We start from the raw sequence: 13,066 nt of genomic DNA, 5'->3' as shown, positions 1-13,066 counted from the left end.
CCCACTGTTTTAAATTATCGTCTTCCCGATAGGGTCCCCCCTATTGCAGAAGATTCCCCGTTTTATCGAGCTGCGCTTTTGTTTGGACTTTAAGGCTAAACCGGTAAAAAGCGAGAAATGAGAGATAAGCGCTTAAGCTGCAGATAAAAAACGGGAACAAGAACAGCAATTCTGTCATGCCCACATAAAAGAGCGACAGATTGCAAATCAAAATAAAGCCGCTCATCAAAGGATTCCCGACCGTTATGAAAAAAGCGTTTTTCAGCCTGCCCCGGATGCTCATCCGATAATGCGAAGTCAATGAAAAGAAATTGATTGTGTATACAAACAACCCGATTCCAATCACAATGAACACGATTTCCAAAAGCGCATTTTGTGCTTGAAAGAAATAATAATCAATCAGCCACACTGCCCAGAAACTTTGCAGAATCACTCCGGCTAAAAGATTTTTTCGATAGCCTTTTTTTAAATAAGAGAAGTAGGATTTGATCAGCGATGGCTGGTGCGCATGCATAATCCAGCCGCGCACCATCGAGAAAACAGCGATGGTACTTGGTACTGAAAGCAGTGGAATGAAAATGAGCACCGGCATCAAATACCAGACAAAGCCTGCCTCAAAGCCGTTCAAATACAAGCTCGATACGATCAGCAGCACAGGCAGATTGAGCAGAAACCATAAAATATTCACCACTGAAAACCGCATGATCCATTCAGCTGCTGCATATAAAATTCCAGTGAACCCTGTGAAATCACGCATGCTTTGCCCTCCTTTTCAGCGTATTATTTTACGGCCCCTTCGCCAATCCCTTTGATGATGTGTTTTTGTGCCAAGGCATAGAAAATGATGACCGGAATGATCGTCAAGGTCAGCCCTGCCATGGCTAAATTCCATTGAATCGTGAATTCGCCGAAGAAATAGAACGTCGATAAAGGAATCGTCCGCAGACCTTTGTCGATCAAAGTCAGGGACGGCAAGAGGAAGTCATTCCAGATGCTGATGACATTTAAAATCATGACCGTCGCCGTAATCGGTTTTAACATCGGGAAAATGATGCGCCAAAACACACCGAATTTCGAAGCCCCGTCAATTGTCGCAGCTTCCTCCAGTGTAATGGGGATGGATTTGATGAAGCCATGATAAAGAAATACCGATAAGGCTGAGTGGAAACCGATGTTCATATAGATCAGCCCTTCATGGGTGTTGTACATCGGAATGCCTAAATCCTGTGTGATGGTGCTGATAAATTGCATCAGCGGCATCATTAATGTCTGGAATGGAATGAGCATCGTTGCAATAAAAGTCATGAAGATAAACGTGCTTAATTTATTGTTCGTCCGCACGAGCATCCAAGCCGTCATTGAAGACAAAACAACGATAAAGATGACCGAAACAATGGTGACGTAAAGCGAATTCAACAGCGCGCTTACAAAATTCATCTTTTCCATTGCTTCTATATAGTATTGAAAACTGAAACTCTCAGGCAAAGACAAGGCATTTTCGTACAGCTCCTGCCGGTCTTTAAACGAGTTGACGAAGATGATGTAAATCGGAGAAAGGAAAAAGAGCGCCAATAAGATCAACAAAATCGATTTAATCCACCCGGAAGCTTTTTTCATTACATCTCCACCTCACGTTTCTTCGTCAAATAAACTTGGGTTAACGTAATCGCTGCTACAATCACAAAGAAAACAATGGCTTTTGCTTGTCCGAAGCCATAATTGCCGCTGCCGAAAATTTCATTGTAAATATTCATTGCGAACAATTCAGTCGCATTTGCCGGCCCGCCGCCAGTCAGTGAAAGGTTGACATCGTAGATTTTAAAAGCGGATGACAGTGTCAAGAACAGGCTGATAGTAAGTGCAGGCATCAAGAGCGGCAACGTGATTCTCATAAACCGCTGCCAAGGCGTGGCCCCGTCGATTTTGGCCGCTTCCACAACGTCATTCGGAATGGCCTGGATTCCCGCAATATAAACGATCATGACATAGCCGGCCATTTGCCACGTAAATACAAACACAAGCGCATAGAGCGCGAACTCGGGATCGATCAACCAGTTGAAGAAAACATCCGTCAATCCGGTCAATTCCCCTAAAAACTCAAAAACGTCCAGGAATACAAATTGCCAGATGTACCCGAGGATCAATCCGCCGATCAAGTAAGGCATAAATAATAAGGTTCTCGCCGCATTCGCAGTTCGAATCTTCGATGTGACAAGCAGCGCAAACGCAAGGCCTACCACATTGATGGTGATGACCGATAAAACGGTAAAAAGAGTAGTCAGCCAAGCTGACCGCAAGAATTGGTCATCGTCAAACAATTTGCCAAAGTTATCCAGTCCGACAAACTCCATCGGATTGGCTGAAATTCCATCCCACTCGAAGAAGGCATAATAGATGCCGATCAGAAAAGGTATGATGACTACGGTCGTAAAAATAAATAGCAACGGCACGACGAACAAGACGAACCATTTTCTTTTGTTTTTATTTGCCACGTCTTTCCCTTCTTTCTACTCCCTGAAATGTAAAGAGGAAAAATCGGATACGATTTTATAAGGAATAGTGGACACGCCGAAGAGGCGTGTCCAGCTATTCAACACTTATTTACTGTGCGCCTTGCCATGCGGCATCCAGAGCTTCAATGAATTCTTCGCCGGACATATCATCCGTAAAGAACTGTTGAGCAACCGGCGTCAAGTCATTCGGTACGATGTTTGCAGGGTAAGCACCTTGCGACCAAGGAATTGTTTCCCCGCTGTTGCTTGCTTCCAAGACTGCTTGCGATAGTGGATCAAGATCTCCTGCTTCAATGTTCGTCATCGCTGGGACAAAGCCAAATTCTTCAACAATGTAGCGCTGGCCCGTCTCGCTCGTAAACATCCAGTTCAAGAAATCGTTGGCAGCCTGAATTTCAGCTTCATCTTTTTCACCGTTGACAGCCCAGTTGCTGCCGACTCCGACTGCCAATTTGTCGTTGCCATCAAGCGGGAACGGCAGCATGCCGACTTCAAAGTCCATATCAAATTCGGACAGCATTCCCCATGCCCAGTTTCCTTGGTGGATCATCGCTGATTTGCCTGAAGCGAAGTCCCCGATTTGCTGGTCATACGTAACGCTTAGAGGCGTTGGCGTATTTTCTTTAATTGTTTCCATAAATTTGCCGAACTCCTGGAATTCCGGTGTTTCGGCCATTGTTACTTCCCCAGCATTCAATTGCTCAATGAATGCATATGGATCTTCCTGCAAAGAGAATGGATAGTTGCTCATGTGGCCAATTAGGAAGTAAGCGTCTTGCGCCAAACCGAGACCTGTAATATCTTCTCCTTTGAATTTCTCAAGTGTGCTGGCAAATGACTCATAATCTTTTACATCTTCCGGTTTCACTAAATCTTTGTTGTAAATTAACCCAAATCCTTCGACTCCATATGGAATGCCCACGACTTTGTCATTGACTTTCAACTCCATATCCGGTGCAATATCCGCTACAAAGTCTTCTGAACTTAAATCGTAAAGATAAGATTCCAACCGTTCAGCTTCCGTAATGTTTTGGATACTGAAAATAGAAGGTCCTTGATTGCTGTTCATCCGGATTTGAAGCTGTTGGAAATAATCGTCTCCAGTTGTTCCTAATACCTCTACCTCTACGCCGGTTTCATCCGTGTATTCCTGGGCCAAGGCTTCCAGCTGATCCGAAATTTCAACTTTACTTTGGAAAATCGTGATTTTTTTCCCTGACGAATCGCCGCCTGAATCTCCCGAGCTCCCGCCTTCATCGTCCCCTCCTCCGCTACACGCTGCCAACAGCAGCATTACTAGACCTAAAAAAAGTGCACGCAAAACTTTCTTCTGGTTTGTCAATGCAAACTCCCCCTTCTAAAAGTATGGATTGCTATAGTAAATAAAATGATGGATCATTTTATAACTACCGATGTAAGTTAGCTCCCAGTGGAACTTGGATGCTATTTTCGCATTCGAACATTTGTCCGAATGATTCAAAAGCGACTTTCCCCATCCCTTCTACGGTGACGGTAAAATGATCTTTGCGGATGGCTAAGTGCAGCTTATGACCTTGCCACTGTATGTTGAATTCCATAGAGCGCCAATTGGCCGGAAGCCTTGGATGGATGGCCAGCTTGCCTTGCTTCATGCGAATTCCTGCAAAGCCAAACACGGCTGTTTTCCAGAGGCCGCCGATTGCAGCAGCATGGACGCCATCGTCGGAGGTATCCATTTGTTCGCCAAGATCGATTTCAATGCTTTTTTGGAACAAGGAATATGCAAGTTCCTGATAGCCTAAATCGCTGGCTAAAATGGCATGGGTTGCCGTGCTGAGAGAGGAATCATGCAGCGTCCTTGGCTCATAAAAATCAAAATTCGCTTGCTTAACCTCTTTAGGGAATTTCCGGACGCCATCGATCGACAGCTGCTCCAGCAAATACAGCAAAACGAGTACATCTGCTTGTTTGGTTACTTGCAGCTTATTGATTTGCTCTGAATTGTAATCGCGGTAAATAGCCCTTACTTTCGCCTGATTTTTGTACTTTGATAAATCGATTTTTTTGAGTCCGAGATACGCATCATCCTGCGGAATAATGAAATCTTCTTCACGCGGCTCCGGCAAATAGACGTTTGCCGCTTTTTCGCGCCATTCAGGAATCAGGCTTTCCAAATCCATTTTTTTCGAAAGCTTTTTGAATACTTCCGGATTGGTTTCCTTTAACTCTCTACAGTAGTAAAACGCCATTTTCAGATTGGCATGCGCCATGTAGTTGGTGAACGCATTATTATCGACATGTTCCTTGTATTCATCCGGCCCAATTACATCATTTATTTCGTAGCGCTCTTTTTGGCTGTTCCATTCCAGGCGGCTAGCCCAGAAGGCAGCGGTGTCGAAAATCATTTCATAGCCGTATGCATCCATAAATTCCTGGTCTCCGGTCGCTTGTTCGTATTGGTAAACTGCAAAAGCGATATCGGCAGATATATGATGTTCAATCAAACCGGACCAGATTTTCGATTGCTTGCCGGTAACGATATCGATATCTCCCCATTCCGGAGTCGTTTCCCCGTCTTTCGGCCACGCCATTTCCCAAGGGTACATCGCTCCTTTATAGCCTTGGGCAGCTGCTTTTTTGTGGGCGCCTTCCAGTCCAAGGAATCGGTAGATTAAAAGCGATTTGGCGACTTTCGGGTTGGAAAAAATGAAAAACGGCAAGATGAAAATTTCAGTGTCCCAAAAAGCATGCCCCTTGTATCCTTCTCCACTCAGCGCTTTGGCTCCAATCCCCATCCGTTCATCATGTGCCGGGGCCATAATGGTCAGGTGATAGATCGCAAAGCGGATAGCTAATTCATCAATGCCTTTTTCACTTTCCACGTTAAAGCTATATAAATCCCAGACTTTTTCTTGCCAAGCCTGCCGATGCATCTCAAACAGTTTTTCATATCCAGTTAAAGCAAACCGTTTCAATTCTTCCAGTGCAGCTTGCTGCATTTTTGTTAGTTCATAGCCGCCGACTGCATTTTCTTTATCGCGGCTTGTATGTACGGTCACCAGTTTTTCAATTGTTAAGACGTCCTGCTCCTGCAAATCGACACTATAATTTAGCCAGACTTTTCTGCGTTCCATGTCCATTTCCGGCTCAAAATCGATTTCTTTTCCGTTCCGGCTTACCTGGTGAACCATTTGATGGACTATATCAATCCCCGATTCATTAGTTGTTTGGGTCAGCTGAAGAAAACGGTGATCGAAGATACGGCGTTCTCCTTCCAGAAAGTGCTGGGATCCTGAATTCGTCATTTGAGCGTTGATGCCCGAATCGAAAGCGAATTGGACCTTTCCGGATAAACTTTTCACTTCCACTTTGAATCCAAGGAGGTGGAGATGCTCCAAAGACACAAAGCGCCTAAATTTAAAGGATAAAATTTTGCCTTTTGGCGAAGTCCAGATGAAGGAGCGGCTCAACTCCGCCGTCTTTAAATTCAATTGCCTGAGGTAATCGTTCGTCTCCCCAACCTCCAAGCTAAATCGTTCGCCGTCCACCCGGATGTCCATCTGGATAGAATCCGCAAGATTTGGCAATTCGGTCACTTCATTTTTTTGAGAACGGTTAAAAGTTCCATTTATAAAAAAATTTCTTTTTTCCTGGAAATACGATTCTTCTGTTGAAGAACGAAGGCCCATATAGCCGTTGCCTAAACAAAGGATCGCTTCGCACTTCCCTAATTCGGCTGCAGAAAACGCAGTTTCAGAAATCAGCCAATTTTCCAGTTCACCTTCCCCTTTTGCATAATCCAGCATTATGAAACCCCCTTTTGATGTAAGCGGTATCATTTTACGAAAACGTTTTTGTTAAATAAAAAAATATATACGTTTTATTCCGAGACCCTACAGGACTGTTCGATAAAACGCGTTGTTACTTGACCGGTTTATTGCTTTCTACCCGCATTATAAATCTTAAAAACTAAATAGTCAATCAATTTTAAAGGGAAAGGACGCAAATTAACCCATTCACTAGCCCGCTAGCCTCACTTTCTCTTTCCCAAAACTGCTCAGCTATTGAATGCGTTTCTGCTCGACGGCTGCCCCAATAGCAACGCCGATGGCAATGCCCATGCCAATTCCAACAGCCAAATTCCCGAACAGTTGTCCAAGAGCTGCCCCGATTGCCACTCCTATCGCGATGCCCACCCCGATGAACGGCTTTTTCCCTTCCTTGTCATTTCTATCAGCCATTTTGACCACTCCTCTTCTCACAATCAAGAATTTTCATTGGCCAGATTCGATGATCTTGCTACTCTCCCTTATAATAAGCCATCTCCTGATTAAATCCAAATGAATTGGTGGAATATTAGCGCAAAAAAAGTTGCCTCCATTATTCTGGACAACTTCTTTCCGTTGCTCTACTACTTTGCAATGAAGATTTGAGTGTGGTACATCTGATAAGCTCCGCCTGTATAAGTTCCGACGCCCGTATGCGTGTAAACCGGATTCAACAGATTTTTTTTATGGCTTGGGCTGTTCATCCAAGCATCGACTGCACTTTCAGCAGTCGTATAGCCTGCCACTAAGTTTTCTCCAGCTGCCCGGTAAGAGATCCCCGCTTTTTTCAGCAAGTCGGAATACAATCCAAGCGTCGGAGATTCATGGGCGAAGTAATTGTTGTCGACCATATCCTTCGATTTAATCAGTGCGATGTCTTCCACGCCTTCGTCCACTTTCAAGGATGGAGCGCCGACTTTCGCCCGTTCTTTATTGATCAACACCACAATTTCATCCATGATCTTTTCATTGGCTGCTGGAACCGATGGAACCACAGGCAAACCATTGGCTGGCGGTGCTTCGTTTAGCTGCAGATTTTTTTTGATAAAGACAGCTATTTGAACACGGGTCACGTCATCATATGTTCCAAACCGGTCACTTGCAGTCCCTTGCGTAATCCCATTTGCAACCAACGCATCGATATAAGGATAAAAGGAATTGCCGATGGCCACGTCTTTAAAATTCTTCGTTTGGTTGCTCGATCCTTTCAAGTCAAAAGCAAGCGCCAGCATTTTAGCCATTTGGCCCCGTGTTGCCGGTTCCGAAGGATTGAACTTTTTCGCTTTGCTTAACACGCCCATATCCACTAAAGCTGCAATTTCAGCATAGCCGGAAGTTTTTGGCGACACATCAGAAAACCCGGGATCTCTATAACTCTTAGCCGGGAGATCCAACGCTCGCACGATAAACATCGCACTTTGAGCCCGCGTAACTGGAACATGCGGTTTAAACGATCCGTCTGTATAGCCGAGTATAATTTGTTCATCCGTTAATTCTTTTATTGCCGGGTAAGCCCAATACGTTTCGGGAACATCTTTAAACTTGGAAGCTGCCTGGACATCGCTTGAAAAAGCAGAGAAAATTAACATAAAGGCGATCATAAACATAGTAATCAGATAAACTGCCTTATTTTCTTTAATGAATTTCGCCATATCCTCTCTCCTTTACCATAATATTTTTTTGATAAAACGAGTATATCAAGGAACAGCTTCAAATCCGAATAATACAATAAAAATAATAATAGGAAAATTCACACAAAATTAACCAATAATTTTTAAACAAGAAAATATAGTCAAAATACCTATCCATTTCTTTTCATAACGTGCTAATATAATTATTCATCAAAAATCTCGTTATACAAAATACCAATTTTTTTGGAATTTCATGTTTACTGCGTATTATTTTGAACTTTTTAGGTTTAAAGACTTATAACTTGAGGTATAGGTATGTGTTTTACATCAAAGTTAAAGGAGAAATTTGTATGGCAGATGCGTTGCAAAATTCAATGGAACTAAAAGAATTTTTCCAGGATTATCGAACCGAATTCCAAAACAAGCTTCTCTCTGAAGCAGTTAATGTGAAAGATAAAATAGATGAAATACTAACTGTAGGAAATATCGATCTGATTACGAATGCCCATAAATTAGTTGGTTACATCATCGATGGACAGGAAGAGGAACTGCGGATATTTGCGAAGCAAGAAGGCATCGCCTGGGCAACTCACTCTATCGCCCTTTCCTTTAAACTGGAATGGATTCAAGCGATCCGCAGAACCCTTTGGACGTTTATCGAGAAATTCAACGAAGAAACGAATAAAGAACTTGCACCGGATTTCTTCCAATTGGAAAAGGCCGTCAATACGGGATTAGATTCATTTTTGAATACATTTTTCATCAATTATTCTACATACAAAGATTCGCTGCTTCTTGCCCATCGGCAATTAGTTGAAAATCTCTCAGTACCGATCATCCCGATCAACTCTTCCGTTTGCATCTTGCCGCTTATCGGCACGATTGATTTTTTCCGCACCAATATTTTAGAAGAGAAAGTGCTTACCGAAATCGGGCGTTCCCGCATCCAGACATTAATCATTGATATGTCGGGAATTGCAGATATGGAAATTGAAGTGATCCATCATTTGATGAAGATTATTGACGGTACCGCTATGATGGGCTGCAAATCCGTGATAACAGGTCTTCGGGCTGAAGTAGTCCGGAAAATGATTAACCTCGATTTGAAGTTCGATCAAAAAACAAAAACGCTCGGAACGCTTCAGCAAGCATTGAAGGAATATTTGGTTTCATAAATTTAATCTGTTTTTCGTTGCCGCAGTTAAATGAATTGGGCATTTCTCCAACATGCGTCCCCTTGGTGAAGGGAGCGCATGTTTTTTATTTAATTTATAAAGATAAAATTTTATAGGACTTTTAGTTATTTTTATATTTTGAATTTTATGAGTATTTGCACTTGACCAGCTATTATTAGACCATATAAACTATAAAACAAAATATTAAATAGTATTTTTTGCTTACTAAATGTCTATTAAAAGTTGTTGCCATCCACGGGATTTTTATCGAATTCAACTACAAAGGAGTTCAAGATTATGTCCCAAAAACAGATAATCGTTCAAGAAGCTGTCCACTATTATTTTTTAAAATCCAAAGATTTTAATAACGAAGGTGACTCTCCTACTATTACTCTTTTTTGCCGTTTATCCCGTGAAACGACCTATACTAACATCCTGCATACTTATAGCAAAACAGACACGTTCTGGGTCGATATTGATGAAGTGAAGTATGATGAAGCTCCGGAAAAAGTGAAAGAACTGCCGGATCAAATATCCCGGTACGTTATTTCCGAAGCTGTTTTCAAGGAATTGTATAAAATTTCCCTCAGCAGACCTAAAGAACTATATTATATTACTCCTTATTTTATACAGAAATTATAAGCGCTCTCATTCCATGCAATGGATTGTACGGGAAAGTCCACGCTCACTTGTTTATAATAAAAGCATGAATGAAACAAGGAGTGGAGATGGAATGGAACAAGTGATCCGGCAGTTAAACCACGAAGATTTCCCTTGCTTAAAAACGATGGAAACCGGAATTGAAGATGACTATGTCGTTCGGATTTTTGAGCGGCTCGTGACTGGGCAGAACCGCCTTTATGGCTTATTTCATGAAGGCCGCCTTGCCAGCGTTTGCGGCTACACCCTTTTCGGCAATAGCCATGCGATGATAGGACGGATCCGCAGCGATGTCCGTTCCCGCGGAAAAAACTTGGCGACTCAGTTAACCCATTATGTACTCAACGAAGCCAAAAACGATCCAACGGTCCGCTGGGTCGGAGCAAACACCCAGGAGAATAACCTTCCGGCACGCCGTGTTCTTGAAAAACTCGGTTTGGATGTTTACTCAACAGACTATGGCGCCACTGCCCAAGGCCTTTCCACTCTGGAAAATGGCAGTCCGCCTTGGTCGGAAATAAAAGATTTAGCGCACAAAAAAGCCTGGATGGAGCGCCTTTATCTTAAAACCGGCGCGGTGTTTCCATATGAATGCTACTATCCTTTCCCAGCCACGCCGGATCTGTTCACAGATGAAGATCTGCTAAAGTGGAAATTCTATGAAAACGAAGATGCGACACGCCTCCTCATAACAAAAAAAGATTTTAAGAAGTACAATTTCCTGCAGGCTATTTACCCATGGGACGATCTCCTGGAACAGCCGGGTTTATGGGAAACCATTTCAGCGGATTACCGGAAGCTGGCAGACACAGCTGAAGAAAAATGCTTTGTCTGGATGGATCTGACAAAGCAAGCGGCAGCTTCCCTCCCGGAAAACCATCCTTTTACGCTTCCTTCTCCATGGATGCTTTACGGAACATCTGCAAAAAAAGAGTCTCTCCTATAAAAACTGGAGAGACTCTTTTTCAATGGTTACCACTTTTTGTGTTTCTGCCGCTTCAGCAATAGCTCCATTTACTTTTATGCGCATTTTTACTTTTCCCTCTTCGATGCTCTTGAATCAGTACCTGCTGAAACCCCTGCTTGTTTTGCTGCTCGCTGAAAATTCGCTATAGGCATTCCTACTTCCCTTTCCATCCCTATCCATGGAATCGATTGCGTTTCTACCTTAAAATTTTTATATCTGTTAATAATCCTTTTATTTCTTCAACTTCCTTGATTTTCTATAGGATTATCACTATATTTTGAATGTAACGGATTACATTTCTGTATTTTCTAACTTTATTTTAAAGGAGGTTTTAAGAATGGAATTAGGAGTTTTCACAGTATTATTTGCAGATAAAAACTTTGAGGAAATGCTCAGCTATATCGCTTCAAAAGGCGTCAAGGCAATCGAATTGGGAACAGGCGGATACCCTGGGGATGTACATTGCAAAGTGGATGAGCTGCTCGGAGATGAAAGCAAGCTCCAAGATTTTAAACAGGCAATCGCTGAGCATGGTTTAATGATCAGTGCATTAAGCTGCCACTCCAACCCGCTTCATCCTCAAAAACCGATTGCTGCCGAGGCAGATGAGACGATCACAAAAACATTGAAGCTCGCTTCCAAATTGGGCGTTCCGGTCGTCAATACTTTCTCAGGCTGCCCTGGAGACCATGAAGACGCGCTTTATCCGAATTGGCCCGTAGCGGCTTGGCCGCATGATTTCCAAGAGGTTTTGAAATGGCAATGGGAAGAAAAACTGATTCCATACTGGAAAGAAAAAAATGATTTGGCCGAATCGCTCCAGGTAAAAATCGGTTTGGAACTCCATGGCGGATTTTCAGTCCATACCCCTGCTACACTGCTTCGCTTGAGGGAAGCTTGCGGTCCGGCAATCGGTGCAAACTTGGATCCAAGCCATTTATGGTGGCAAGGAATTGATCCTGTTGAGGCCATCAAAATTTTAGGGAAAGAAAATGCCATCCATCACTTCCATGCAAAAGACACTATGATCGACCAGCCGAATACGAATCGGAACGGTGTGACAGATATGACCGATTATGCCAATATGCAAGACCGCTCCTGGTATTTCAGAACCGTGGGATTTGGCCATGATCAAAAAACGTGGGCAGATATCATCAGTGCACTGCGTTTATACGGCTACGACTATGTCGTCAGCATTGAACACGAAGACGGCCTGATGTCTATCGATGAAGGGTTCACAAAAGCGGTTGAGAATTTAAAGCCGGTGTTGGTCAAAGAGTCCGTCGGGCAAATGTGGTGGGCCTAAACTGCCAAAAACAAATAGCCTGTAGAGAAGGAATGAGTCTTTCTCTACAGGCTATTTAAAGTGATCTGAAGCTTCTTTTACCTCATAACGCTGCCTCCGGAAATCTTGAGCGATTCGCCGACTATATTCGGCGCGGCATCTGTTAACAGAAAGACGATGACATTCGCGACTTCCTGCGGCGTCGAAAGCTGTCCGGAAGGAATGCTTTTTTTCGCTTCTTCCATTCCTTCTTCAAAAGAAATCCCTTTCTTCTCCGCTTTCTTCCGGATGCTGTTCCAAGCCATTTCGGTATCGACATACCCCGGACATACGGCATTGACGCGGATATTGTGCTCAATCGCTTCTACCGCCATGGATTGCGTCCATCCGACGACCGCAAATTTACTGGCGGCGTAAGCGGAATTGCCGTGGGTTCCCCGCAAGCCGGATAGGGAAGCAAGATTAACGATATCTCCTTCTTTTCGTTCAAGCATGCGCTGATACACCAATTGCGTTAGGAACAAGGTCGAGTTGAAATTCAAATTCATCACTTGCTCCAGGGTTTCCTCATCGAGCGCTTCTACCATATTGCCGCCCCCGACTCCCGCGGAATTTACCAGCCCATTAATAAACCCGAGCTTTTCTTCTGCTGCGGCCACCAATTCTTCACGGCTTTTCGGATCTGTCAGATCGGCAGGCATCAAAAAAAGATTTTCTTCTGCTGTCAGCTGCAGCAGCTCTTCCTTCAGCTTATCCAGCTTTTCTTCATTTCTTCCCGTTGCCGTAATTTTTGCTCCCATCGCTGCAGCGGTTTTTGCCGTTTCATATCCAATGCCGCCTGTTGCTCCAGTGATGAGAATATGTTTGTGCGCTAAAGCTTCCTTAGAAAAAATATTCATATTGCTGCCTCCTTCAATTTGCTGTTGCTCCTCTCTTTCCTTTTTTGGCCATGCTCAAACGCTGCCGTTCAGCCAGACAGGTTTGAAACTCTTTTATATAGGTAAAGAAAGATTAAGATTGATAAAGGTG

12 protein-coding genes are annotated in these 13,066 nt (G+C 43.4%); 4 read left to right on the top strand and 8 right to left on the bottom strand.

Translation table 11 applies throughout. From position 1 onward, the window contains the following. Positions 1-40: 40 nt before the first annotated feature. The 7 genes from MTR82_RS16475 to MTR82_RS16445 all read right to left on the bottom strand — a co-directional run bounded on the left by MTR82_RS16475 (position 41) and on the right by MTR82_RS16445 (position 7,971). On the bottom strand, positions 41-757 hold the full coding sequence (locus tag MTR82_RS16475) for a YesL family protein (RefSeq protein ID WP_246809939.1): 717 nt from the start codon (positions 755-757) through the stop codon (positions 41-43). A 23-nt stretch (positions 758-780) separates the two neighbouring features. Next, on the bottom strand, positions 781-1,617 hold the full coding sequence (locus MTR82_RS16470; RefSeq protein WP_052652524.1) for a carbohydrate ABC transporter permease: 837 nt from the start codon (positions 1,615-1,617) through the stop codon (positions 781-783). Then, positions 1,617-2,492: a carbohydrate ABC transporter permease gene (locus MTR82_RS16465; protein WP_052652525.1), complete on the bottom strand. Its 876-nt coding sequence runs from the start codon at positions 2,490-2,492 to the stop codon at positions 1,617-1,619. The genes MTR82_RS16470 and MTR82_RS16465 overlap by 1 nt, the downstream gene beginning before the upstream one ends. A gap of 109 nt (positions 2,493-2,601) precedes the next feature. Further along, a complete protein-coding gene (locus MTR82_RS16460; protein ID WP_246809938.1) occupies positions 2,602-3,855 on the bottom strand; it encodes a sugar ABC transporter substrate-binding protein in 1,254 nt (417 codons plus the stop codon). Between the two features lie 64 nt (positions 3,856-3,919). Beyond that, positions 3,920-6,298: a glycoside hydrolase family 65 protein gene (locus tag MTR82_RS16455; RefSeq protein WP_246809937.1), complete on the bottom strand. Its 2,379-nt coding sequence runs from the start codon at positions 6,296-6,298 to the stop codon at positions 3,920-3,922. A 255-nt stretch (positions 6,299-6,553) separates the two neighbouring features. After that, the gene (locus MTR82_RS16450) at positions 6,554-6,733 is read right to left on the bottom strand and encodes a glycine zipper domain-containing protein (RefSeq protein ID WP_052652529.1); all 180 of its coding nucleotides are present in this window, start codon (positions 6,731-6,733) and stop codon (positions 6,554-6,556) included. A gap of 170 nt (positions 6,734-6,903) precedes the next feature. After that, positions 6,904-7,971 carry an S-layer homology domain-containing protein gene (locus MTR82_RS16445; protein ID WP_246809936.1) on the bottom strand — a complete coding sequence of 356 codons (1,068 nt, stop codon included), beginning with the start codon at positions 7,969-7,971 and terminating at the stop codon, positions 6,904-6,906. A gap of 329 nt (positions 7,972-8,300) precedes the next feature. On the opposite strand from MTR82_RS16445, the gene MTR82_RS16440 reads away from it, so the two are divergent. The 4 genes from MTR82_RS16440 (at position 8,301) to MTR82_RS16425 (ending at position 12,058) form a co-directional block, all read left to right on the top strand. Continuing rightward, positions 8,301-9,125 (top strand): STAS domain-containing protein, encoded by an 825-nt coding sequence (locus MTR82_RS16440; RefSeq protein ID WP_246809935.1) that lies wholly within the window; start codon positions 8,301-8,303, stop codon positions 9,123-9,125. 297 nt (positions 9,126-9,422) lie between these two features. Further along, positions 9,423-9,767 carry a hypothetical protein gene (locus MTR82_RS16435; RefSeq protein ID WP_246809934.1) on the top strand — a complete coding sequence of 115 codons (345 nt, stop codon included), beginning with the start codon at positions 9,423-9,425 and terminating at the stop codon, positions 9,765-9,767. A gap of 91 nt (positions 9,768-9,858) precedes the next feature. Then, positions 9,859-10,731: a GNAT family N-acetyltransferase gene (locus MTR82_RS16430; protein WP_246809933.1), complete on the top strand. Its 873-nt coding sequence runs from the start codon at positions 9,859-9,861 to the stop codon at positions 10,729-10,731. A 358-nt stretch (positions 10,732-11,089) separates the two neighbouring features. After that, positions 11,090-12,058: a sugar phosphate isomerase/epimerase family protein gene (locus MTR82_RS16425; RefSeq protein ID WP_246809932.1), complete on the top strand. Its 969-nt coding sequence runs from the start codon at positions 11,090-11,092 to the stop codon at positions 12,056-12,058. A 77-nt stretch (positions 12,059-12,135) separates the two neighbouring features. Here MTR82_RS16425 and MTR82_RS16420 read toward each other — a convergent pair whose 3' ends face one another. Then, positions 12,136-12,936 carry an SDR family NAD(P)-dependent oxidoreductase gene (locus MTR82_RS16420; protein ID WP_246809931.1) on the bottom strand — a complete coding sequence of 267 codons (801 nt, stop codon included), beginning with the start codon at positions 12,934-12,936 and terminating at the stop codon, positions 12,136-12,138. Between the last annotated feature and the right edge of the window lie 130 nt (positions 12,937-13,066).

The sequence above is a fragment of the Planococcus ruber genome (assembly GCF_022819085.1).
Classification (GTDB): Bacteria; Bacillota; Bacilli; order Bacillales_A; family Planococcaceae; genus Planococcus; species Planococcus ruber.
Note: the sequence above shows the minus strand (reverse complement) of the source record. Positions and strands in the feature narration are given on the sequence as shown.

Excerpts from the sequence above, each read along its gene's own strand:
- MTR82_RS16475 (WP_246809939.1), bottom strand. The coding sequence starts at position 757 with ATGCGTGATTTCACAGGGTTCACTGGAATTTTATATGCAGCAGCTGAA.
- MTR82_RS16470 (WP_052652524.1), bottom strand. The coding sequence starts at position 1,617 with ATGAAAAAAGCTTCCGGGTGGATTAAATCGATTTTGTTGATCTTATTG.
- MTR82_RS16455 (WP_246809937.1), bottom strand. The coding sequence starts at position 6,298 with ATGCTGGATTATGCAAAAGGGGAAGGTGAACTGGAAAATTGGCTGATT.
- MTR82_RS16450 (WP_052652529.1), bottom strand. The coding sequence starts at position 6,733 with ATGGCTGATAGAAATGACAAGGAAGGGAAAAAGCCGTTCATCGGGGTG.
- MTR82_RS16445 (WP_246809936.1), bottom strand. The coding sequence starts at position 7,971 with ATGGCGAAATTCATTAAAGAAAATAAGGCAGTTTATCTGATTACTATG.
- MTR82_RS16440 (WP_246809935.1), top strand. The coding sequence starts at position 8,301 with ATGGCAGATGCGTTGCAAAATTCAATGGAACTAAAAGAATTTTTCCAG.
- MTR82_RS16435 (WP_246809934.1), top strand. The coding sequence starts at position 9,423 with ATGTCCCAAAAACAGATAATCGTTCAAGAAGCTGTCCACTATTATTTT.
- MTR82_RS16430 (WP_246809933.1), top strand. The coding sequence starts at position 9,859 with ATGGAACAAGTGATCCGGCAGTTAAACCACGAAGATTTCCCTTGCTTA.
- MTR82_RS16425 (WP_246809932.1), top strand. The coding sequence starts at position 11,090 with ATGGAATTAGGAGTTTTCACAGTATTATTTGCAGATAAAAACTTTGAG.
- MTR82_RS16420 (WP_246809931.1), bottom strand. The coding sequence starts at position 12,936 with ATGAATATTTTTTCTAAGGAAGCTTTAGCGCACAAACATATTCTCATC.